Origin of the sequence: Butyrivibrio sp. AE2015, from assembly GCF_000420825.1 — a bacterium.
Lineage (GTDB): Bacteria > Bacillota > Clostridia > Lachnospirales > Lachnospiraceae > Butyrivibrio.
On record NZ_ATVR01000003.1, the window covers coordinates 174,770 to 198,478 of the forward strand.

General features: G+C 38.2%; 25 protein-coding genes. 23 read left to right on the forward strand and 2 right to left on the reverse strand.

The annotated features are described in order from the left end of the window. The first annotated feature begins 29 nt into the window (after positions 1 to 29). Both G585_RS0102850 and rbr read left to right on the forward strand, forming a co-directional pair. A complete protein-coding gene (locus tag G585_RS0102850) occupies positions 30 to 1,142 on the forward strand; it encodes a hypothetical protein (RefSeq protein WP_022772841.1) in 1,113 nt (370 codons plus the stop codon). Positions 1,143 to 1,279: 137 nt separating this feature from the next. Beyond that, positions 1,280 to 1,843, forward strand: coding sequence for a rubrerythrin (rbr, locus tag G585_RS0102855; protein ID WP_022772842.1), 564 nt, complete (start codon positions 1,280 to 1,282; stop codon positions 1,841 to 1,843). 124 nt (positions 1,844 to 1,967) lie between these two features. Here the strand turns inward: rbr and G585_RS0102860 are convergent, their stop codons facing one another. Then, positions 1,968 to 2,609, reverse strand: a complete 642-nt coding sequence (locus G585_RS0102860) for a flavin reductase (RefSeq protein WP_022772844.1) — start codon at positions 2,607 to 2,609, stop codon at positions 1,968 to 1,970. A gap of 210 nt (positions 2,610 to 2,819) precedes the next feature. On the opposite strand from G585_RS0102860, the gene G585_RS0102865 reads away from it, so the two are divergent. Both G585_RS0102865 and G585_RS18695 read left to right on the forward strand, forming a co-directional pair. Further along, positions 2,820 to 2,978 (forward strand): rubredoxin, encoded by a 159-nt coding sequence (locus tag G585_RS0102865; protein WP_022772845.1) that lies wholly within the window; start codon positions 2,820 to 2,822, stop codon positions 2,976 to 2,978. 181 nt (positions 2,979 to 3,159) lie between these two features. Then, the gene (locus G585_RS18695) at positions 3,160 to 3,618 is read left to right on the forward strand and encodes a GNAT family N-acetyltransferase (protein WP_051142952.1); all 459 of its coding nucleotides are present in this window, start codon (positions 3,160 to 3,162) and stop codon (positions 3,616 to 3,618) included. Positions 3,619 to 3,628: 10 nt separating this feature from the next. Here G585_RS18695 and G585_RS16930 read toward each other — a convergent pair whose 3' ends face one another. After that, complete coding sequence (locus tag G585_RS16930) at positions 3,629 to 4,036, reverse strand: hypothetical protein (protein ID WP_022772847.1); 408 nt, start codon at positions 4,034 to 4,036, stop codon at positions 3,629 to 3,631. Positions 4,037 to 4,424: 388 nt separating this feature from the next. On the opposite strand from G585_RS16930, the gene G585_RS0102885 reads away from it, so the two are divergent. The 19 genes from G585_RS0102885 (at position 4,425) to G585_RS0102985 (ending at position 23,697) form a co-directional block, all read left to right on the forward strand. Next, positions 4,425 to 4,604, forward strand: coding sequence for a hypothetical protein (locus G585_RS0102885; protein WP_022754341.1), 180 nt, complete (start codon positions 4,425 to 4,427; stop codon positions 4,602 to 4,604). 4 nt (positions 4,605 to 4,608) lie between these two features. Continuing rightward, the gene (locus tag G585_RS0102890) at positions 4,609 to 5,166 is read left to right on the forward strand and encodes a zeta toxin family protein (RefSeq protein ID WP_022772848.1); all 558 of its coding nucleotides are present in this window, start codon (positions 4,609 to 4,611) and stop codon (positions 5,164 to 5,166) included. 333 nt (positions 5,167 to 5,499) lie between these two features. After that, positions 5,500 to 6,870 carry an ATP-binding protein gene (locus G585_RS0102895; RefSeq protein ID WP_026663736.1) on the forward strand — a complete coding sequence of 457 codons (1,371 nt, stop codon included), beginning with the start codon at positions 5,500 to 5,502 and terminating at the stop codon, positions 6,868 to 6,870. Positions 6,871 to 6,897: 27 nt separating this feature from the next. Further along, entirely contained in the window at positions 6,898 to 7,416 is a 519-nt protein-coding gene (locus G585_RS0102900) for a DUF6680 family protein (protein WP_022772851.1), read from the forward strand. Between the two features lie 77 nt (positions 7,417 to 7,493). Beyond that, the gene (locus tag G585_RS0102905; protein ID WP_022772852.1) at positions 7,494 to 8,552 is read left to right on the forward strand and encodes a hypothetical protein; all 1,059 of its coding nucleotides are present in this window, start codon (positions 7,494 to 7,496) and stop codon (positions 8,550 to 8,552) included. Beyond that, positions 8,543 to 8,881 carry an STAS-like domain-containing protein gene (locus tag G585_RS0102910; protein WP_022772854.1) on the forward strand — a complete coding sequence of 113 codons (339 nt, stop codon included), beginning with the start codon at positions 8,543 to 8,545 and terminating at the stop codon, positions 8,879 to 8,881. Before G585_RS0102905 ends, G585_RS0102910 begins: the two co-directional genes overlap by 10 nt. Beyond that, a complete protein-coding gene (locus tag G585_RS0102915; RefSeq protein ID WP_022772855.1) occupies positions 8,878 to 9,393 on the forward strand; it encodes a hypothetical protein in 516 nt (171 codons plus the stop codon). The genes G585_RS0102910 and G585_RS0102915 overlap by 4 nt, the downstream gene beginning before the upstream one ends. 519 nt (positions 9,394 to 9,912) lie before the next feature. Next, positions 9,913 to 11,220, forward strand: a complete 1,308-nt coding sequence (locus tag G585_RS0102920) for an ATP-binding protein (protein ID WP_022772856.1) — start codon at positions 9,913 to 9,915, stop codon at positions 11,218 to 11,220. A gap of 148 nt (positions 11,221 to 11,368) precedes the next feature. Continuing rightward, positions 11,369 to 12,646, forward strand: a complete 1,278-nt coding sequence (locus G585_RS0102925; RefSeq protein ID WP_022772858.1) for an AAA family ATPase — start codon at positions 11,369 to 11,371, stop codon at positions 12,644 to 12,646. A gap of 265 nt (positions 12,647 to 12,911) precedes the next feature. Then, positions 12,912 to 14,129 (forward strand): AAA family ATPase, encoded by a 1,218-nt coding sequence (locus G585_RS16935; RefSeq protein WP_022772861.1) that lies wholly within the window; start codon positions 12,912 to 12,914, stop codon positions 14,127 to 14,129. Between the two features lie 144 nt (positions 14,130 to 14,273). Beyond that, complete coding sequence (locus tag G585_RS0102940) at positions 14,274 to 15,059, forward strand: transcription termination/antitermination NusG family protein (protein ID WP_022772862.1); 786 nt, start codon at positions 14,274 to 14,276, stop codon at positions 15,057 to 15,059. A gap of 290 nt (positions 15,060 to 15,349) precedes the next feature. Then, entirely contained in the window at positions 15,350 to 16,270 is a 921-nt protein-coding gene (locus G585_RS0102945) for a UPF0489 family protein (protein ID WP_196802881.1), read from the forward strand. Positions 16,271 to 17,711: 1,441 nt separating this feature from the next. Further along, positions 17,712 to 18,296, forward strand: coding sequence for a hypothetical protein (locus tag G585_RS0102955; protein WP_022772866.1), 585 nt, complete (start codon positions 17,712 to 17,714; stop codon positions 18,294 to 18,296). Positions 18,297 to 18,298: 2 nt separating this feature from the next. Continuing rightward, on the forward strand, positions 18,299 to 18,823 hold the full coding sequence (locus G585_RS0102960; RefSeq protein ID WP_022772868.1) for a hypothetical protein: 525 nt from the start codon (positions 18,299 to 18,301) through the stop codon (positions 18,821 to 18,823). Between the two features lies 1 nt (position 18,824). After that, positions 18,825 to 19,907 carry an NAD-dependent epimerase/dehydratase family protein gene (locus G585_RS0102965; RefSeq protein ID WP_022772869.1) on the forward strand — a complete coding sequence of 361 codons (1,083 nt, stop codon included), beginning with the start codon at positions 18,825 to 18,827 and terminating at the stop codon, positions 19,905 to 19,907. A 334-nt stretch (positions 19,908 to 20,241) separates the two neighbouring features. Further along, entirely contained in the window at positions 20,242 to 21,483 is a 1,242-nt protein-coding gene (locus tag G585_RS0102970; protein WP_022772871.1) for a nucleotide sugar dehydrogenase, read from the forward strand. Between the two features lie 2 nt (positions 21,484 to 21,485). After that, the gene (pssD, locus tag G585_RS0102975; RefSeq protein WP_022772872.1) at positions 21,486 to 21,950 is read left to right on the forward strand and encodes a PssD/Cps14F family polysaccharide biosynthesis glycosyltransferase; all 465 of its coding nucleotides are present in this window, start codon (positions 21,486 to 21,488) and stop codon (positions 21,948 to 21,950) included. 84 nt (positions 21,951 to 22,034) lie between these two features. Beyond that, the gene (locus G585_RS0102980) at positions 22,035 to 22,535 is read left to right on the forward strand and encodes a glycosyltransferase (RefSeq protein WP_022772873.1); all 501 of its coding nucleotides are present in this window, start codon (positions 22,035 to 22,037) and stop codon (positions 22,533 to 22,535) included. A 7-nt stretch (positions 22,536 to 22,542) separates the two neighbouring features. Next, a complete protein-coding gene (locus G585_RS0102985) occupies positions 22,543 to 23,697 on the forward strand; it encodes a CDP-glycerol glycerophosphotransferase family protein (protein ID WP_022772875.1) in 1,155 nt (384 codons plus the stop codon). Positions 23,698 to 23,709: the final 12 nt, after the last annotated feature.

The following is a 23,709-nucleotide window of genomic DNA, read 5'->3' on the forward strand; positions in this document are numbered from 1 at the left end:
ATATACAATCAGGCAGAAAGGAATACGCTTTGTCAATTTTCTTATTTATAAAACAATTTGTTGATATGCTCTACAAGTGGCAGTGGCTGGACATAGCTATGGTTCTGCTGGCGTTTTGCATGCTGGGGTATCAGTACCTTTTGGTGCGCCCCAACCTGAAAAAAGAGTTCAGGCCGGCGGATGCTGTGGTGGCAGCGCTGGCTCTTTTGTCTACTGTCAGCTTTATAAGGGACGTCACAGCCTATCAGGCATATATCAAGGTTATGTCGGCATTTCTTTTGTACTTCATGGGAAGACTCTACTATGACAGAGTCCTTGAGTGCGACGACGCCCTTGCTTTATCCTCGTATCTGATCATTTATATCAACTTTATCCACAGGATTGTGACCTTTGGCAGTCACTTTCTCCAGGTAAAAAATGCAAATGGCGACCTGTATTATTACGACACTGACCTTGCTTACGCGGTGGTGCTGGCCTTTATCTTCATCGCCATGTTTGCAAGAAATTCGATTTTTAAATTCATAACCATCTTCCTGGTTTGCCTATACATGGTGATCTGCTCTGATGCAGGTATACAGACGATACTCCTGGCAGTTATCGCGGTAGTTCTTTTGATGTATGTGCTGGAAGTGGCCCTTAAGAAAAAGAAACTTGCCATGGCGGGGCTTGGAATCATTATCCTTGCTCTTATGGCCGCGGTTGTGCTGATCTACGTGCCTCTTTTGACAGCTGATACCAGCGGAACCTGGACTATATTTGGTGGTAACACCGTTCTGGATGTAGCCAACATGGAGTCAAGGTATGCCCAGTGGCAGCAGGTATTCGCAATCAGGCGACCTGAGACCCTTCTTGAGATCCTGTTTGGAATCAGCTTCAACACACATCTGCCTCTCATGAGTTTTTACCTGAAACTTCTCTATACTCTTGGAATTGTGGGCGCTGTGCTTGTGATCCTCCTGATGCTGCAGGTATTCAAAGCTGCATACAAGGGTGAAGACAGAAAAAGTTTCTACATCACAGTTATGGTCGCAATCCTTATGCTGGGCAGCGGCGTGACTTTCAATACCATGGAAAGCCTGCAGATGAGCTGGTTTATGATGCTTTTTGCGGGGATGGTCATCTCAGCAGAAGGCCGTGAGTGACTATCTGATTTTTCAGATGCAGCTCCTTTCATGTACGAATGATTTATGATATGTTTAAATTGTTAATGAGAAAATGCAGTTAACAATTGCAGAATAGGTAAAGAGTAAACGGATCAGCTTTGGGAAAGGAGATTTCTATGGCAGAAAACAAATGGAGATGTAGGGCAGAGGATTTAAAGGGAACAGAGACTGAAAAGAACCTTCAGGCTGCTTTTGCAGGCGAGTCTGAGGCTAGGAATAAGTACACTTTCTTTGCATCTAAGGCTAAAAAAGAGGGCTACGTTCAGATCTCCAATATCTTTGCAGAGACAGCAGCCAATGAAAAAGAGCATGCTGAGATCTGGTACAAAATCCTCACAGGCATTGGCAGCACAAAAGATTGCCTTAAGGAAGCAGCTGAGGGCGAGTCCTATGAGTGGAAGGAAATGTATCCTTCTTTTGCCAAAAAAGCCAGAGAGGAAGGCTTTGATGAAATTGCTGAGCTCTTCGAGGGTGTTGCCGCCATCGAAAAAGAGCATGAGGAGCGCTACAGAAAGCTTTTGAAGAATGTCGAGGATAAGCTTGTTTTCTCAAGAGACGGCGACTGCGTATGGCAGTGCAGCAACTGCGGTCACATCGTAATCGGCAAGGAAGCTCCTGAAGTTTGCCCTGTTTGCAACCATCCAAGGGATTACTTCCAGCTTAAGGCAGAGAATTACTAAATACAAAATATTAGAAAATTCGAAGGCAGCTCATAAATCTATGAGCTGCCTTAATAATTCAGAGTAGCGAAACGTATGATTCCATAATCTGATCATTTGGATTAGTGAGTTTTTGCAATCTACCTCATCGAATTATCTTCTCAAAATCGTCCTTCCCATGCTTGCAGATAGGGCAGATGAAGTCGTCCGGCATGTCTTCACCCACGTATTCATAGCCGCAGATAAGGCATTTCCAGATGGTCTCGCCTTTTGGCGTGGTGCCAACCTTCTCAGGCTTTGGCTTGATGTCGCTCTGATAGAATTCATAGGTGCAGGATGGAGTGTCTGACAGCACCGTCATAAATGTCGGTTCGCAGATGAAAAGAGTGTGAGAGCCCAGATCCACTTCTTTTTCAACCTTTAGAGAAAAATAGGCATTGGTGCCAATGGTGATATATGGAATGCCGTTCTCTGCTGTTTCATATGCTGATGCGGGGAAAGAAGCGTCAAACTTATCCACATCCCTGCCCGACTGAAATCCGAAGTGTTTAAACAGGTCAAAAGAAGCATCTTTGCTGATAACAGAAATGTTGCAAAGACCTGTCTCTTTTATCATGTCGTGAGTGTAGTTGGCCTTGTTTATGGCTAGGGATATGCGGTTGGGGTCAGAAGCTACCTGTACCGCAGTGTTGGTAATACAGCCGTTTTTCTTTTCACCTCTCACTGCGGTGCAGACAAAAAGACCATAAGATAACTTGTACATTGCTTTGTTGTTGAATTCTGGCATGGCGGGCTCCTTTCCTGGCAAAAATCGACATCAGCTGCAAAACATCAGTTAGCGGCTCTAAACCTAATGTTCAGAGCTTAATTAATAATATTATACATCTATGAACGCAACAACGATAATAATATTGCAGAAAAAAGAATTCTCTTGTGATAAAATAAATTTAATATCATTATTTTTTAAACGGCATAATTAGGAAAGGAGACACTTATTATGAAGTATGTATGCAATACATGTGGCTATGTTTACGACGAGGCAGCAGGCGACCCTGATAACGGAATAGCTCCAGGAACAAAGTGGGATGATCTTCCTGCAGATTTCACCTGCCCACTCTGCGGCGTTGGCAAGGAGGATTTCTCAGTAGAGGCGTAAGGAAACACCTTCCTTAGCGCAATGAAGCAGAAAGCAACATAGTATAAAAGTGCTATAACAAAGCTTAGAGATGAAGGCAGACACTCCTGACGGCGTGTCTGCCTTTGCTAAAAATGTTGCCAAAGAATAAAAGTGATTTTATTGTTAAGCTGATGCTCCGACAAATTGTAAGGAGGCTCATATGCACAGATTATATGAAACTCAGGATATAACAGTATTTTGGAACTCTGATAAGTGCAGGCATGCCCGCAAGTGTGTCACCGGCTGCCCGGAGGTTTTTGATTTTAAAAGAAAGCCCTGGATTGACCTAAAATGCGACGAAACGCAAAGAATATGGAAAACTGTAAAACAGTGCCCATCTGGTGCACTGGACATTATCTATAATCATGAAGTGGCAGTAAAGCTGGATAAAGAGAATAACCGGAGTATAGCTGTGGATAAAGATGGCAACATCATTGGCGAATGCAATTATCAGGAGACTACCGAAGCCATCACAATCTATCACACAGAAGTAAATCCCGAATATGGCGGAAATGGTATAGCCAGAAGGCTGGTTTACAAGATCTTCGAAGAGGCAGACAGGGAATGCAAGAAGATAGTGGCTACATGCTCATATGCGGCGAAAATGCTTAGCAATTAAAGCAATAAAACTACTGTTCTTCTTCAAAATCAAATTCCTTAAATAAAAACTTTCTGCAAAACAGTAGAATCGCAATTGCAAGGACTCTAATAAGAACATATAAAGCTTCCTCATGTCCTGCAACAAGCCCTCTTGCAATTGCAAAAATAAGAACCTCAATTATTGTATTCATGGAATGCTTTACAAGCATTCTCTCAAACTCAATCACAATAATCACGCTGAATGCAGACGCTAAAAGCTTTTCAATATACTCTAAAGCGTCAATATCTGCGGCATTATTTGTGAAAGAAAATGCATCCAAGACAAGATGGAAACCGCCATACATTACGCCTATGAGCAGTATGGCTGCCACAATTTTCTCAAGATAGTTAGGTAATTTCATTATTAACTTGTGAAAAAAGGTATCTTTTTTATCCATTGGCGCTCCTATATAATTCGAAATTTATAATAATTTTACTATATTTTGAATTGGATGAAATATAATTCAAGTAATATTTTACTTGAATTATGGTAATCGCTAAAAGTGTAGAATTCTACAACTTTGTTGATTGAGAAAATGATGGATCAAACTTGAAAAAACCTATAAATATGCTATTATATCAATAACAGAGTTGCCAGGTGCGAATAACACTTGGGACCTAGCCGAGCGTGGAGCTTGGCGATTCTATTAAAGGTAATGCACAGCCTAATAAGTGAGCGATTTATGTAGTGGATGCGCTATGGAATCTTGAGATGCCCATAGACCGGAGAGTTCATGCGTGAACTCTCTTTTTTTAAATTATTGTATTGATTTACGAGGTACGTTTATGTGTGATGTAAAAAAATATAGTGATATCTATAAAGAAATAGCTAAATTAAATCCTAAGGATACTTTACAGCTTGTTCTTGAGAGTGAGACTGAAGAAGAAAAAGATTTCTATGAGATGGTAGGAGATTTTTTACTACAAAGAAGGCAAAAAGAAGTTGTTGAAAGGAATCTTTTTTGAGTAGATGAAAAAGTTTACTATAGTTGCGGGAGTTAATGGCGCAGGTAAATCTACGTTATATCAGCTTGATCCGGATCTTAAATGTGAAAACAGAGTAAATGCGGATGAGATAATTAAGGAATTTGGAGGAGATTGGAAGAGTCTGGCTGATATTTTCAAAGCCGGGAAAAGAGCAGTTTCGCTTCTTAACTCATATATTGAAAATGGAGTAAGCTTTAACCAAGAAACTACATTGTGTGGTAATTCAGTGATTAGAAATATTACAAGGGCAAAAGAGAATGGCTATTTAATTGAAATGCATTACATTGGATTAGATAGTGTTGAAATTGCAAAAGAGCGTGTTGCAAAAAGAGTATCACAAGGTGGACATGGAGTAGCTGAGGCAGATATCGAAAGAAGATATATCGCTTCATTAGAAGCTTTCTGGAAAGTCCTTCCTCTTTGTAATCTTGTTGCGGTATATGATAACACAGAAGATTTTAGGAGATTTGCAATTTACAAAGATGGTAGTCTTGTGAGATTGTCACACAAAGTTCCTGGCTGGTTTACCAGAAAAGAATAGTAATGTTGCCACCAGCCGCATACAGTAGCCCTGAGCTTTCTACCGTACGCAGCAGGTAAACAGCAACTCACCCTAGAAATGCCCAAAACAAGGCACTTAAGGCAGTGAAAAAGTTCTCAAAGAGATAATCGTTTCACAACGTATTACGTCTTTGGACAATCAAATACGACTTATTACACCTCAGGACAACTGTCTTGGGGTGTTTTTGTTATGTCCTCATGTTGTTAAGTAGTTGGCTAGTAAAGCGCAATAATGATATTACATTTTGCGCTTTAGGGTTGAAATTAAAGCGCAACAATGATATTGTTAAATAAAAAAACTAAGGACGAGGCTATGCGAGATATAGACAAAATAATTGAAGATGACGAAAATCAGGTGGTTGAATGGAAAGAGTCATGGCAGGATAAGTATCTAGAGTGGATCTGTGGCTATGCCAATGCCCAGGGTGGGACTCTCTACATAGGAGTTGATGATAATGGCAACGTTATTGGATTAGATTTAAAGGTACAAAAGAAGCTATTAGAAGATATTCCCAATAAGATTACTGCTGCTTTTGGGATTACTTGTGATGTGAATCTTAAGTCAAAAGATAAAAAGAAATATATTCAGGTAGAGGTAAAGAAATCAAGATTACCGTTGAACCTTCATGGCAGATATTATTATCGAACAGGAAGTGTAAAAAAGGAGATTACTGGATTCGAACTTACAGAATTTATTATAAAAAGCACAGGAACATCATATGATGCTATGATTTCTGATATACCTCGTGATAAGTTGACATTTGAAGCATTTAAGAAAAGATATCTAAATGTAATGCCCGGTAATCATGATTTTGATGAAGACCTTATTAGTTTTAGATTGATGCAGGAAGATGGGCAAATGACAAATGCTGGTGTTTTATTTGCTGATCAATGGAATATTCAGCATTCAAGAATATTTTGTACTAGATGGAATGGACTAGATAAAGCTGGATCTGTTCAAGATGCTTTAGATGACCAGGAAATTACTGGTAGTGTATTATCTCTATTTGATAATGCAATGGATTTCGTGAGAAAAAATTCAAAAAAAGGATGGAGAAAGGACAAAGATCAAAGGATAGAATTACCGGATTATCCTGAACGAGCTGTAGAAGAAGGGTTAGTTAATGCGCTTATTCATAGAAGCTACCTACAGACAGGGGCACATAGCCAGATTGATATTTATGATGATCGAATGGTTATTACTAATCCAGGGGGAATGTATGATGGTTCTGAGGTTCAATTACTAGATTTGAGACATGTCCCTTCTAAGCTTAGAAATCCAATACTGGCCGATGTTTTTGGACGCTTACGTTTGATGGAGAGAAGAGGAAGTGGATTTAAGAAGATACTTGATGCCTATGAATCTGAAGAAAGATATACAGATAGTTTAAAGCCAGAGTTTTATACTGATGGTTACAATTTCTTTCTTACTCTATGGAACTTGAATTATGCTTATGATAAAGCGCAAAATAAAGCGCAAGTTAAAGCGCAAGGTGCTGCTTTATCTGATAGAGACTATTTATTGCTCCTGATTAAGGAGAATCCAACCATAACACAAGAAGAATTGGCAAATATTATGGGGAAGTCACGAAGAACAGTACAGATGCTGATGAAGCAGATGATAGAGGATGATGTTATTGAAAGACTTGGATCTAAGAAACAGGGGACATGGATTTTAAAATGACAAATACTATGAAATGAGGAGTGGCATATGCGAACACTAGACATAATTAATATAATTGCTATAATAGTTTCCCCGGTTGTGGCAGTAGTTGTTGGCCAAATTTTACAAGACAGGAGAAAGAAGCGTTCTGATAAGATGGAGATTTTTAAAACACTAATGATAAGTAGAGGCTTGGGTTGGTCTACAGAAAGTGTTAAGGCATTAAACATTATTGAGGTTGTTTTTAGTGATGATCAGTCAGTGTTGGATCAGTGGAAAATATATTATGATAGATTGTGTGTCGAGAATCCAAATGAAACTGAGCTTTCAAAAATAAAAACGGAAGGAGACAAACTCCTTGATGTAATGGCGAAATCATTGGGATATAAAGAGAAAGTCACATGGGAAACTATACAAAAACCGTATATTCCTAAAGGACTATCAGATAATATTATTCAACAACAGCAGTACCAAAGTGCGCAGTTAGATATGATGAACCTTGCTAGTAATTATTTTCAGAACATGAAGAATGAGAGTGATATAAAAAATAATATGGCTAAAAACTGATAGCTTAGGAACTTCTTTTTGATTGTAATGATAATATGTTTTAAAAATAATACTGTCCTTTGAAAGAGAAGACTATTATGCAAACAAAAAATAAAGCATTCAGAGATAGGCGCTCAAGAAAACTACAAAAGAAAAGGCGTATAAAAAAACAAGTCAGGTCATATTCTTGTGATAAAAAAAGTGTTTCTCATTCAAAATATGATAATGAGGATTATATTAGTTCATACGATTATTCCATTGATTTTCCTGAAATATTTAGTTTTAAATATAATTTGGATGAAACAGTTGATTTTTGCGCGTCAACACTTAAGAGCCTAAATCGATACATGTATAAGAGCACAATTCTCATGAACATGAATAATGTTGAAGAAGTTTCTGCCGATGCTATCATGTATTTGATTGCAATTATACGAAACTATAAAACTGCAAAGATCAGACTATTTAGCTTTTGCGGGAATTATCCCAATAATGCTATTGCAAGAAATGTTTTTGTTGAATCAGGATTTTTGAGTTTTGTGAACTCTAACAGCAAAAAGTTGCCTTCTAATAGTAAAAAGCAGACTATTGTTTCAGGAAGAAAAAGTGATTCGAGAACAGCAGGAATTTTCTGTGATTTTGTATGTCAAAAATTAAATATGCCAAAATCGTATACTAATAAGCTATTTGAAATCATAATTGAAATGATGTCTAATGTTGTATACCACGCATATAAAAATGATGACGAGATGATTCCTGAATGGTATATTTATGCTGAGTATATTGAAAATGAGATACGTTTTTTATTTTTGGATACTGGATTGGGAATAGCAAAAACTGTGCAAAAACATTCTCTTTATGAGAAAGTTATAAACAAATTTGGAATTTTAAGTGAATCAGAGCTTATAAAATCCGCATTTGAAGGTGAGTTTAGAACTCAAACCGGAGAATACAATCATGGAAAAGGAATGCCTTACATCAAAGAATTTGCTTTTAGAAAACAGGTTAAAGATTTTCATGTGATTTCTGGGAAGGGCCATTGTTGGATAAACTATGATGAACCTTACATTTACTGTAAAGACATACCTACAAAGTTAAATGGAACTATTTATAGTTTTTCACTTGTTAAAACAAATGAGGAGATAAGTATATGCAGATAAATATTGCTAAAGATTTTTCAGACATGCCTGGAGGACGATTAATTAGCGAAGGTGATTACTCAGGTGAATTATTCCGTAAAGAATTACTATTACCAAAATATAAAGAGTCATTAGAAAAGGGTGAACAACTAATAATTGATTTTGATGGGGCATATGGTTATCCGCCATCATTCTTAGATGAAGCTTTTGGCGGATTAGTTCGTGAATTGAAAGTGACAGGAATTCTAGAACACATTGTTATGATCGCTAATGATGATCTTAGTGTAGTTCAAAGAGTAAAAAACTATGTGGAAGAAGCGGAAAGAAAAATAAGGGGAACCTCAAAATGAAAATCAACTCAAAAAAGATATGGGTTATTGTAATTATAGAAATTATAATTATTGGTATATTTCTATTTAACATTTTTCACACTTCTCTTCCTGACGTTTGGGAGATGCACATAGGCGATGTTATCGAAGCTACGATTTTAACTCTTGTTTCATACTTTTTAGTATTTAAAGATAATGAGGATAATCGTAAGAAGGATAGTTTGATCAGGCTAATCAATAAAATACAAAATATGCTTTCTGAATTCAACGATTTTAAGACGGATTCAGATGCCTCTATAAAAATTGCAAGGGCTAATATTGTCTGTATCTCAAATTATATAGATATTCTAAAAAAAACGATTCCGGATAATAAAAATATTGGCATAGTTGTTCAGGAAAAAGAAACGTTAATGGCACTTATTTTGGACCATAGCAACAATAGGAGCTATTTAGAGGAATCACGACCAGATATACTAAAACACACTTCAAACATAAATATGAATTTGGAACAGATAATATTCGATATTGCTTAATTCCCAATTATGGTATCTTTATCGCCAGATAGATTTGGAAATTCTGAATCGATGATCTGTTCAAGATTACATAACTGATTATTTACTTCGCTACGAGCTTTGTGTTAGGAGTAGTAATATTCCTTAACAGTAATGCCATTTTCTTGTAACCATGTATTGATAGACATGGGTTTTTCTAATGGGGTAAGATAGGTGCTGTAAAAGACATAATTGCAATTCGCCTCGTACAGTAGCCCTGAGCTTTCTACCGTACGCAGCAGGTAAACAGCAACTCGCCTTACAAATGCCCAAAACAAGGCGCTTAAGGCAATGAAAAAGTTCTCAAAGAGATGATTGTTTCACAACGTATTACGTCTCTGGACAATCAAATACGACCTATTTCACCTCAGGATATCTGTCCTGGGGTGTTTTGTTATAATCACAAAAAATGTAGAATTCTACAACTTTGTTGATTAAGACGATACGATGTGATAAGATGTAATTGATAAAAATGTAGAATTCTACAATTTAGGAGATTATATGATAAAAAGAGATAAATACCTGACTCAGTTAATCAGTGCAAAGAACAATGGATTTCCGAAGGTAATAACAGGTGTGAGAAGATGTGGAAAGTCATTTCTTCTTAAAGAAATATATAGAGAATACCTGCTTTCAGATAAGGTTCCGGAGAATAGAATAATTATCTTGGAATTGGATGATGATAAAAACAGTAATTATCGTGATCCTTTGGAACTAGGAGCATATATAAGGGAAAAATGCAAAGATAAAGAGAATTACTATGTTTTTATTGACGAGATACAAAAGGTATATTCGATAATTAATCCTAACCTCACCGATGGCAAACATGTTTTGGCAAATTCTGATGACACTGAAGTAATATCATTCGTAGACGTTGTGCTTGGGCTATCAAGAGAAAAGAATATAGATCTATATGTAACAGGATCAAATTCTAAAATGTTGTCTTCAGATATAGTTACTGAATTTAGAGATAAGGCAACAAATATAAAACTTTCTCCGCTTTCATTTGAAGAATACTATGGATATGTCGGAGGTTCGGCAACTGAAGCTATATATTCATATATGCAATATGGTGGAATGCCATTGGCTGTATTAAAAAGTGACGAAGAGAGAAAAGAATATCTAAAGAACTTGTTCACTACAACATACTTCGCTGATATTGTTGAAAGGAATCAGTTGAAAAAGGGAGAGGCTCTGGACGAACTATGTAATATTATTAGTTCTTCGACAGGCTCACTACTTAATTCAGAAAAAATAGCCAATACGTTTGAAAGTGTTAGACATGAAAATATTGATAAGCAGACAGTTGAAAACTATATTGGTTACTTTAAAGATGCATTCCTTTTGCGTGAGGCTAAACGCTATGACTTAAAAGGAAGAAAAGAAATAGGTGCTCTTAGAAAGTATTATTTTATTGATACTGGTCTACGAAATGCTCGCCTGAATTTCGCTTTCCCAGATGAAGGTCAAATGCTTGAAAACATTGTATATAATGAGCTTTGTTATAATGGATATTCTGTAAATGTCGGTGTGTTTGATACGGTAGAGAAAGATAAGACTGGTAAATCCATAAGGAAGAATAATGAAGTGGATTTCTATGCCACTAAAGGACTTAGGTCCCTTTATATACAAGTGACTGCTGACATCTCTAATGCAGATACGAGAGAAAGAGAAATAAGACCATATTTTAAGTTGAATGATCAAGTACAAAAGGTACTTGTTGTAAATAAACCAATTAAGGAATCCATTGATGAAAATGGCTTCACTATAATAGGGATTACTGATTTTTTAATTCGATACATTAAATGAGATATGCAAGAAATATGCTTTTCTTTGTCATGAAGAATACGTTCACTATAAGCTTTATATGAATTAATAATTAAAAATTATGTAAAAATATTGCACAAAAAATACTAGATGCCATAATTTTCTTGAAACCACATTGGAGGATATATAGATGATTATAGAGCTTAGAGCAAAGAACTGTTTTGCATTTGATGAGCAGATTGCCTTTTCTATGAAAGCAGATATGCGCAATAAGAAATTTGCATCTAATGTGCATAGAGAAAATAATTTTAACGTTCTTAAGACAGCCGGTATTTATGGCCCTAATAATGCAGGAAAAACATGCCTTATCAGGTGTATTAAAGTTATAAAGAATGTGTTGCTTAATAAACCAACAGAACTAATATCAAATATTTTCACAGAAAGTGACATAAGTGAATTAGGTATTACCTTTTTGAGTGGAGGTAGAGAGTTTTCATATGATTTTAAGTATGATGTAAAAAAACAGGAATTTATATATGAATCATTTGTCGAAATACTAAAAGACCGATATAGCAACGAAAAAGAAGTGTGCTGGCTTATGAGAGATACGCAGCGCGAAGAGTATTCCTGCGCTGATGAAGAATTGTTGGCAATGATTCCTGTAGTTGCAAAAAACAACGTCATTTTTAATCTTATTGATACAACCAGGTTTGAGCATTTAAATGAAATGAAAAATATCCTGATTGGATTTGCAAATAGAATTGACATATTAAATATGAATAACATTCCTATGGAGCATACAATCGAGCTCATGAAAAATAAAAATAAGCTTCAGGAAAAAGTTGTAGGTTTTATTAAGAATGCAGATCTTTACATGGATAATTATGAATATGTTGACATGGATAAGATAAAGCTTAAGACCGTTAATGTATCGGGAAAACCTGAGGAGGAAGTGTTGGATATTCCTGATAAACTTATGGACCAGATCAGGCTGGTGTCAACATATAAGGGAGTTCATGTGCCAAGCATGCTATTTGATTCCACAGGTACTAAAAAAATAGCTGCAATGGCGAGCTATGTAATCGAAGCACTTGAGCAGGGCAGAATACTTGTTATTGATGAGCTTGATAGCAGTATTCATTTTAAACTTACAAGAGCAACTGTTGCCATGTTTAATAATGAGCTCAATCTGAATGGACAGATGATATTTACAGTTCATGATATCAATCTGATGGATTGTAAGAGATTATTCAGAAAAGAACAGATTTGGTTTGTTGATAAAGATGATAATGGAGTTTACGTTTATTCGCTAGCAGATTTCACTGCAGAAAACGGTGTAAGAGATACCTCCGACATTATTGAAAAATATAGAAAAGGAGCTTTTGCAGCTTTACCGGAACCTGAACTTATAAACACCCTTTTGGGAATAAATGGTAATACCAAAGGGGGCGAGGCAGATGGCAAATAGACTTCCTGTAATTTCTAATCAGCATAAGATCTGTATAATATGTGAAGGAAATGAAGAGTACAAGTATTTAGAAAGGCTGAATAGTCTTCATGTGTGGAATGATACCCCCAAAATCAAGGCATACGTATGTTACATTATTACTAAAAGTATAATATACTTTTAGTATATGTACTCTTACTATTTGCGAGTATCTTGATTATTGGAATCCTGATATTAATACGTTATATGAGGTTACAGGTATTGGATTTAGAAAGTGAGATTATTTATGGGATTATATCTTGATTCATCAGATTCACTTACGCTTTACAAGAAAATACGAGACAGTAAGTGGTATATAGATAAGACAGAAATACTATCTGAACTTATTGATAGAATTGGAACTACAGAAAACTATATATGTGTCACAAGGCCGAGACGTTTTGGTAAGACGGTTGCCGCTAATATGATAGCAGCCTATTTTTCTCAAAATTTGGATTCAAAAGCAATATTTGATGGTAGCAAAATATCAGAAAATCCTAATTATGATAAGTTCATTAATTCTTATCATGTGATAAGCATAGACTTCAGCAAGATTGATGATATGTGTCAAAACTATGATCAATATATTTCAACAATTAAGGATATATTGGTTAATGATTTATATAATGCATTCCCTGAAGTTCAGTTTAGAGAAGGTAGTTCTGTGGTTGAAGACTTAAGGAAAATTTTTGACTGTACGGGGACACAATTTGTTTTTGTACTTGATGAATGGGATGCTGTTTTCCATATGAGTTTTATAGGTGAGGAAGATAGAGCAAGGTACCTTTTGTTTCTCAGGAATTTGTTAAAAGATCAGGCATATGTCGCACTTGCATATATGACCGGTATTTTACCTATAGCCAAGTATTCAAGCGGTTCAGAACTCAACATGTTTCTTGAATACACCATGGCATTAGAAGAACGTTTCAGTAAATACTTTGGTTTTTTGCAGAACGAGGTAGATGAATTATATCGAAGATATCTAAAACTGGAATCCAATCCAAGGATTGCGCTTGAAGATCTTGGCAAATGGTATGATGGCTATCATACTTTTGCCGGAGACAGGGTATATAATCCCAGATCAGTGGTAGTGGCTCTTACTAATAACAATTTGGGGAATTATTGGACTAGTGCCGGACCATATGATGAGATTTTTTATTACATTAAAAATAATGTCAATGGTGTAAAAGATGACTTGGCAAGGATGATTACAGGTGACAAGGTTAGATGTGAAGCTAAAGAATATGCGGCAACATCAATGAATCTTAAGACCAGAGATGAAATACTTTCTGCCATGGTAGTGTATGGTTTTTTAAGCTATGCAGATGGTTTTGTAATGATTCCCAATCAGGAACTAATGGGACAGTTTGCGGATATACTTGAAAAAGAGGAATCATTGGGATATGTTCATAGATTAGCTTTAGAGTCTGAAAAGGTGCTTGAGGCTATCCTGATAACGGAATAGCACCCGGAACAAAGTGGGATGAGAGGCGCAAATGGTGTTATGGCCTAATTGCAAGCTATCATATGGAATTCAGATCTGAAGGCAGTTCTTGATGATGTAAAAGATAAAGTGTATACAAGAGACTTGTTTAGAAGGGATTAAAATATGTGGTATGTAATACAAACGGAATCAGGTAATGAGCATATACTGAAAAATGAGATAGTAGCAGTGCTCGGAGAAAAATATAGAAATCATGTAATGGTTCCGCTATATGAAGATGTCTGGCGAAAAGGCGGGACGGGCCATATAACTATAAAGAAAATGTTTCCGGGGTATCTGTTTATTGAGACAGATGCCCCTATTAGCGCAGACGAAATGCTCAAGAATATAGATGGATTTAAAACTATTCTTGGAGTAGAAGATAAAAAAGAAGGCAAAACATTTGTACCTATAAACAAAGAAGATGAAGAGTTTATAAAAAATCTCTTTGAAGAGGGAATGATGCATGTAAGCTATATTAAACTAAATCACAGGAGACAAATAGGCAGGATTGTTGGGCCTCTATCTAATTATAGGAATAAGATTGTTAAACTGGATATTCCTCATAGAAGGGCAATTGTTGATTCCGAAATTTTTGGAAAACGTAGAAGAATTAAATTTGGACTTTGGACTGATGAGGATAAACCGCTTGCCTGGCTTGAGGAAAAGAAAAAAGAGCAAGATAATATTAATTTTGTGGAAAAAGAAAACAAGCCGGATATTATAATTGATAACCCTTATGGAATACATGAAGGGGATATAGTTGTAGATAGCAGTGGAATATACGTTGACCAGAGATTTAAAGTGAAAAGAGTTGATAATAAGAAGAACCTGATATTTACAGAGACAGAGATACTTGGAACTGTGGTTGAAGTAGAGCTATTGATGGATCAGGTTTTGAAAGAATCTTGAAGTTGATATGTGTATATGTTATAATCACATAGTTTAATTTTGGTTTATTACTCTCAAAAAATATGCGAGTTATGCAGTGGTTCATGCCGCGCATGACTTTATTGTTGTTATATTTTGAATCTAAATCGCAGATTTGTAAAATCGGCGAATGGCGAAGCTATGCCTAAACTAAAGAGTAGCGGTGGAATTGAAAGGTACCTCGGAATAATCACACTGATCTGGTGAAAGTTGTTTCCACTTCTCTTGTGTCTCCGGCGTTTAGCGAGTCTGCCAATCCAGGAGTGATGGCAGTGAGCGAGAGTGGAATTGATGGTTTGATAAGCAAACAGGATTGGCACCCGCTGGGCGATGAACACGCGAGAAATAGTAATAATTATATGACTGGAATAGAGAAGAAATCTGTAAATGGAAAAAGCATATATATCTTTGAGCATCATCATTACGCTTTGCTACCATGGGCAGAAGTAAAGCGTCAACATACGGATGAAGATGTTGTTCTTCTATCATTTGATCACCACACAGATACTCACAATCCGTTTCTATCTTTTGTCTATAAGGAGTCTGGTGGCAGGACAGATAATGAATTAATGAACAACCTCGTGAGCAGTATTAACTACTTCGATGACGTATCAATCGAGAAGGCAGTCGAGAATCTTCGAAATGATGAGCATATTAAGACTGCGATTCAGTGTGGAATTATAGACCATGCGCTTATTATTTCGCTATCTGGTAAAGAATCTCCCATGTCGTATGAAGAGAAGAAGCGCATCGATGAGCTTAATACGCCAGAAGCAATGATGCAGCAAGTTCTTGGAACATATAGGATTACACCAAAGGATGAGAGAACATATCCGGAATGTGATATTTATATGCCCGACTTTGAGATTGAAGAAAATGAAAGTGAGGCGGATGTTCTCAACGATAGCTTTTTGGTGAGGCATCTTAGCGAATTGTCAAGAATTAGCGGCTTGATTACTGGCAATGGCGATGTGAAAAGCAAATATATCCTTGATATTGATTTGGATTATTTTCATGTTCCAGAAGCTGTTGAGCCGAAGAAAGATACGTTGATCAGAAAACTTATAAGAAACGCATCAATTATTACGATTGCCAAGGAAAGCGTTTGCGTTGAAATGTGTTCAGAGGGCAGATGCAAGAGCGGTGACTTACTTGAGAAGGTTATTAGATTGATCGAAAAGGCTGGGACTTAAGATAGCTTGGTAAGTAATCGTGGGAGAAGATGACCACATTGTGAAGCAATAGTTGAGATGGAACTATGGGTTTGATAAGCAATCAGGGAGTGCGCCCGCTGGGCGATGACCACAATGAATTCATTACAAGGGAGGCCAAGACATTGGCATTAGATAAAGATTTTTTAAATATCGCAATGCTTGGAGATAGAGAGATAATAGGGTCAACCCCGAAGAATCCAGTAAACAAGCGGGATGGGTGATGATCCAGGATTTGACATTTCTCCATAAATTCCCTTTTTGGGTCGAGAGAAGCGTCCGATGGACATCGGAAGTCTCGTAAAGTGGAACAGGTTTCTTGAAAGTTCTATTTTGACCCAAACAAAAAGAAGGCGGGGAATTTAACAGGAGGAAAGTCAAATGCCCTTATGAGATCCAGGTCTCATTTAGGGCTATTTGACGTTTTAAGGAATTTAAAGGAAGTAACGACCACAGCGTACCGACCTAAGTTCCCTGAGACACAAGATATATGGACGAGAATATGGCTCAACCACTATATCTATGTAAAATTGGGTGGTTTTGGTTATTAACCATATTGCGCCGAAATGGAAAAGAGGAAAAAGGTGAAAAATCGGGATTTTTACATAGATGTTGTATGTGAGTGTATGCTCAACCACAATATCTATGTAAGGATCCGGAGGGAGAAAATAGACTCAAATTTTGGTTGACTGAGGAGAAAATGAGCAGAAAAACGGAAAAAATCAACCAAAACCACAACATCTTGTGGTCAAGAACAATCTCCATTCATAGATTTATGTAAGGAGTGGCTGAACAGCATCAAGGCCTCAAAAAGAGGCCAAAAATGGCTTGAAACCACAAGATATAGTGGTTGGTCGAGAGGCCCATTCATAGATTTATGTAAGAGAGGCAAAAATCATAAAAAAGAGCTGGAAAAATCGCTAAAACCACAACATCTTGTGGTCAGGCGAAAAGGCTATTCATAGATTTATGTAAAGATGACCTCATTGGGAGGAAGAGTTGATGAATTGATGAAATCTCGTGTGGTCATCGGCGAAGCCGCTCATCAAGGTTGGAAAACAAGGAGATACTCCATGAGAAGGAAAACTCTTAAAAACCACATGTGATCAATGATGTCCCATGTTTGGGAACCAAGATATGGTTCGCTTACGGTCGCTGCACCTCCGGGCGGGCGCTACGCGCTGTCTCATGTGTCCGAGTGTTCAATTTCTCGGCATTCTTGCCTCATAAGGATGTAAAGATGTAAGGCCGAACATACTGACGCACACAGGCTACAGGTTACAGGTAACAGCCAACAGGCATACACAGGTATGCACGTAGATAGTAGAGATCCGGAAATGATGGAGACGGGAGAGCGGTAGCTTGCCCTTCGGTTTGCTCCCTTCCGCGAACGGTCAAACACAAAGGAGAAGAATAGAACTACATGACAATAATCAAACGCATACTATCAATCTCCGCTGGCCTATCTCTACTGTTACTCCTGTTCGGATCCTCAACCCTCCTCGGCATCCTGACAGATAGAGTTGAGGATGCCCTCGAGTACTATTTGCCAGCAGGGAACGTTGGAATTGCACTCGTTGTGGACAATGGATCTGAAGATGCGATACAGATTGTGCCTAATCAGACAACACCTCTCAGTATCAACATCACAAACATAGGTTCTAAGGACTGCTATGTGTTTGTGAAGATGATGATCCCGGAGATCAGTGGTCACCCGATCCTAAGTCTCACACCTACCGGCAACTGGATGATTATTGAGAACCAGAGCTCCGATGGGTATGCGACTGCTGTTTATCAATATGTGGTTGATGGAGAAGGGAAAGCGCTGGAGGCTGGGCTGGACACGCCAGAGATGGTGAGTGAGGCGAGATTTTATGACTTTGATACGATGGTTGACTTCAGCGGAGAGATGAGGATAGTAGCATACGCTGTTCAGACGGATGGATTTGATGGAGAGATGAGTGCATCAGATATTTGGACGAGCGTAGTGACAGCGGTTGGGGAGTGAGTGTGGTTAAGATGAACAAAGTCAGATGTACCCTATCTAACATCTACACGGTTTTATGTTGTGTGGTGGTAGTCCTTGGGGTTGTTAGCCTGATTGCGGTCATCATGGGCATCCGCCCGTTTGTGATGATCTCTGAATCCATGTATCCGGAAGTTCCTAAGAACAGCTTAGTTCTTCTGGACACGAGAGCTAACATGACTGACGTAGCCGTGGGGGATAACGTCGCGTATGTGCTGGGGAAAGTGGAAGCTATGCATAAAACCACTCGCGTCTCTTCTGATGAAAATGGAAATGTTGATGAGATCGTGGTGAGGAGTCTGGCTGATGAAGGGACGAGTGTGGTTACAGCTGATACATATCTCGGTAAGGAAGTCTTGAGCATACCTGCTGTTGGTGGATGGATACGGGGAGTTTTGGATTATAAGTGGATTGTGATTGGAATCGCGTGTGTGTTTATAATTGTTGGGTGTATTCCGAGGAAGATACTTGATGAAAAGAAGATAGTGGAGAGTGCAGAAGGAAATTAGCATGAAGCAACATATAGATTTGAACAATAAAACAATACTGGTTACAGGCTCTCCGGGATTTATCGGAGCCAATCTTGTGATGAGACTGTTATCTACTTTGACCGGTGGAACCGTGATTTCTTTCGACTCCATGAATGACTACTATGATCCGAAGCTGAAGGAGTACCGGCTGGGTCTTATAAACGCTGCAGCGGAGAAGAGCAAGGTCAAGCATGTATTCATCCAAGGAAATCTTGCTGATAAGGAATTAGTGGATGAAGTGTTCAGCATGTATAAACCGTCCATTGTGGTTAACCTCGCAGCGCAAGCTGGAGTGAGGTATTCAATCGACCACCCGGATGTGTATATCGAAAGTAACATTATCGGCTTCTTCAATATCTTAGAGGCATGCAGACATAGCTATGATGGTGGAGAGTCTGGCGTGGAGCATCTTGTGTACGCATCTTCCTCGTCTGTCTACGGCGGCAATAAGAAGGTGCCATTCTCAGTTGAAGATAAGGTGGATAATCCTGTGAGTTTGTATGCTGCTACAAAGAAGAGCAATGAGCTGTTGGCACATTCATATTCTAAGCTCTACAACATCCCATCAACTGGCTTGCGCTTCTTCACCGTTTATGGTCCTGCAGGACGACCTGATATGTTCTATTTCTCCGCAACCAACAAGCTTGCACGAGGTGAGAAGATTCAGATTTTTTACTACGGCGATATGAAGCGGGACTTCACATACATAGATGATATTGTCGAGGGGATAATTCGTGTCATGCAGGGTGCTCCGGAGAAAAGGATAGGAGACGATGGTCTACCGGTGCCACCATACTCCATTTATAACATCGGCGGGGGAACGCCTGAAAACCTGTTGGAATACGTGAAGGTGTTGCAGGAGGAACTTGTTAGATCAGGAGTGCTGAAACCTGATTACGACTTTGAGGGCCATCGGGAGCTTGTGGGAATGCAGGCTGGAGATGTGCCTGTGACGTATGCGGATAGCAGAGGGCTGGAAGAGGATTACGGATTTAAACCGTCCATAGATATAAGAACTGGCCTGAGGCGGTTCTGCGAGTGGTATAAGGAGTATTACAGGTAAGTCTTTTGTTCATTGTGGATATCGGCGCAGTGGAGCGAAGTCGGAGGAGCAATCGAGGGAGCCGCCAGTTGAGCGTAGCGAAACGCCGACCGAGAGTGTCCGTAGACGAAGCGGAACGAAGCCGCAGAGCTTGAGAACCAACATATGAGATATCCCTTGGTTTCCTATCATGACCTTGATGACCACAAGGTGAGGAATAGATTAAAAGAACTCCTGGCAGATAAGTAACCAGGAATTCGATGACCACACTCGGAGGAGGGAAAACCGAGTGCTGTGTTCGATAATAATAAACGATTTCAAGTAGAATTAGTACATGAGGAGTACGTAAAGAAAAATGCGTAAATTTGAGGATCTTAAAATTGCAGTTGCCGGAACTGGATACGTTGGTCTCAGCTTGGCTGTATTACTGTCTCAGCATCATGAGGTTACTGCTGTTGATATCGTTCCAGAGAAGGTTGAAAAGATAAACCGGAAAGAGTCTCCTATTCAGGATAAAGAGATTGAGGAGTATCTGAAGAACAAGGAACTAAGGTTAACTGCTACTACGAATGGAGCTGAAGCATATAGAACCGCTGATTTTGTGATTATCTCTGCTCCGACCAATTATGATCCTCAGAAGAATTTCTTCGACTGCTCTGCTGTGGAAAGCGTGATTGATCTGGTGCTGAAGAGCAGCAACCATGCTGTCATGGTCATAAAATCCACAATTCCCGTTGGGTATACAAAGCATGTGAGTGAGAAATTCAGAACTGACCGCATTATGTTCAGCCCGGAGTTCTTGAGAGAGTCCAAGGCTCTGTACGATAACCTCTATCCGAGTCGAATTATCGTGGGTTCAAGTGCTGAGCGTAAGAGTGATGCGGAGACCTTTGCAAGGTTGCTTCAAGAAGGCGCAATCAAAGAGAATATTGATACATTGTTCATGGGCACAACGGAAGCGGAGGCAGTTAAGCTCTTTGCTAATACATATTTAGCTCTCCGGGTATCGTACTTCAACGAACTTGATACATACGCTGAAGTGAAGGGGTTAAACACAGCTGACATCATCAAAGGCGTTAGCTTGGATCCGAGAATAGGTGATTACTATAACAACCCATCGTTCGGGTATGGCGGTTACTGCTTGCCGAAAGACACAAAGCAGTTGTTAGCAAACTACCAGGATGTTCCGGAAGAATTGATAAGGGCGATAGTGGAAGCGAATAGAACGAGGAAGGATTTTATCGCTGATAGGGTTCTTGAGAAAGCTGGGTACTATACAGCTTCGAGTATGTGGAATGCTGAGAAGGAGCGTCCAATTACAGTTGGTGTTTATCGTCTTACCATGAAGAGTAATTCCGATAACTTCCGGCAGAGCAGCATTCAAGGCGTTATGAAAAGAATAAAGGCCAAGGGAGCTACGGTAATTGTGTATGAACCTACGTTAGCTGATGGTAGCTCGTTCTTCGGATCCCTTGTTGTGAACGATGTAGAGAGATTCAAGAATAGTTGTGACGCCATCATAGCGAATCGGTACGAGTCAGTATTGGATGATGTAGAGGATAAGGTCTATACGAGAGATCTGTTTAGGAGGGACTAAGAATGGCAAAGCATAATAGAAAGCCTCGCTTATGTCTGGTCTCTTCTTCGGGCGGTCATTGGGAACAGTTGCAGAAGCTCCAGCCTCTTATTGATAAGTATGAAGGATTCCTTGTGACTGAGAAAACGCAATTTCCAGAGAAGGCCAAGTATTTTATGATTCAGACGGACTTGAAAGATAAGCTGATGCCTCTGAAGATGATTGTAAACGGCATACATTCTGTGGGCATTTGGATCAAGGAGCGCCCTGATTTCGTGATTACCACAGGTACTATGGTTGCTTATCCCTTTTACTTGCTGGCGGTTCTCTTCCATAAGAGGATTGTGTATATTGAGACCTTTGGTCGCGCCAATATGCCTACAGAAGCAGGGAAGATGATGGAAAAGCATGCGGATCTATTTATCGTACAGTGGGAGACACAGGTAAAGCACTATAAAAAAGCTGTATATGGAGGGTGCTTGTATTAAATCCGGTCATTCTCCTGTACTTCTATTATTCCTCTCCAGATGGAGAGCTTCGTAACCACATTCCATTCTGGGAGGTAAAAATTTGTGATATTTGTAACTGTTGGTTCAAGAGGATATCAGTTCGACAGACTGTTTAAGAAACTTGATGATCTATATGAAGATGGAACTCTGATTGAAGAGATGTTTGCTCAGGTCGGTACAAGTGAGTATAAACCAAGACACTACGAATACAAGGACTTTATCACGCCAGAAGAATTTGTGGAGAGGATAGAAGCTGCTAGTATTGTGGTTTCTCATGGGGCTTCCGGTTCTATAATGAAAGCCCTTAATGCTGGTAAAAAGGTTATCGCGGTAACGAGATTAGAGAAATACAAAGAGCATATAAATGATCACCAGATTCAGAATAATGAGGCATTCAGTTCTAATGGTTATGTATTGATGGCGGATTTGGAACTTACGAATCTCGGGGAATGCTTCAAAAAGATTTACGACAACACAGATGGATTAAGACCATGGGAGAACAAAGACCCATTGGCGATAGTAAAGATGATAGATAAATTTATCGAGGAGAATTGGAGGATGTAATTTGTAAATGTATAAAAATGTGGTTATAAAAAAAGCATTAAAGGAAAGCGTTTTTAAAATTGCATCTTTAGTTAATTGTGTTATTCCTAAGGATGACAGAATAATACTGTTGTATTCATCAAATAAAGGCATATGGAGCAATTTAAAATCAATAAAGGATTATCTTCTTGAGAATAGATATGATGAAAAATATAGGATTATTTGTGGTATAGAAAGTTATGAATATGCCGAAAAAGACACGAATAGAGTTACATATTATACAAAACTCAAATCCTTTTTAATATTTCTGCGTTCGAGACATGTATTTTATACTTCAGGACAAATACCAATTAAACCATCGCCCATGCAAATAGTTATACACTTAGATCATGGTTCTGCAAATTTTAAAAAATGTGGTGCTATGACAAATATAAATAATGGAGATGAATTTTTCTTTACCTACTATCTTGCTCCTTCTAAGGTATATATACCCATAGTTATGAAAGAGTATTTGTGTAAAGAAAACAACGTCAAAATTTGTGGTGAAGCTTGTACAGATGTGATGTTTGGGAACTACGAGAAATATGACCTGGGTAATTACTCTGCAATTATTCTTTGGACTCCAACATTTAGACAGTCAGATTATTATGGTTATGATGACTCTGAAGAAGAGTTACTACCTATGTTTGATGAAAAAAAATATGAAGAATTAAACGATAAGCTGAAATTGTATAAATTTAAACTAATAGTTAAGCTCCATCCGGGACAAGATTTATCAAAATACAATAAACTTATGTATTCAAATCTTGAAATATACTCTGATGTTGAATTTAGAAATAGAGGTTACGATTTGTACTCAATGATGCCACAGATGGATTATATGTTGGCCGATTATTCATCTACATTTTTACAATTTCTTTTATTAGATAAGCCAATGGCGTTTGTAGTTCCTGATCTTGAGGAATATTCAGAAAAAAGGGGATTCGTTTTTGAATCTTATAGAGACTATATGCCTGGAGAATTCATTACAACAAGAGAAGAACTATATGATGTATTTGAGGCATGGAGTCATGGAGCGGATAATCACAAAGAAGAAAGAAGAAGAGTAAAGAATTTAATACATCGATATCAAGATGGTAATAATGCTAAAAGAGCGTTGGAAATATCAAAAATATCGTTGTGAGTAATAAAAGGA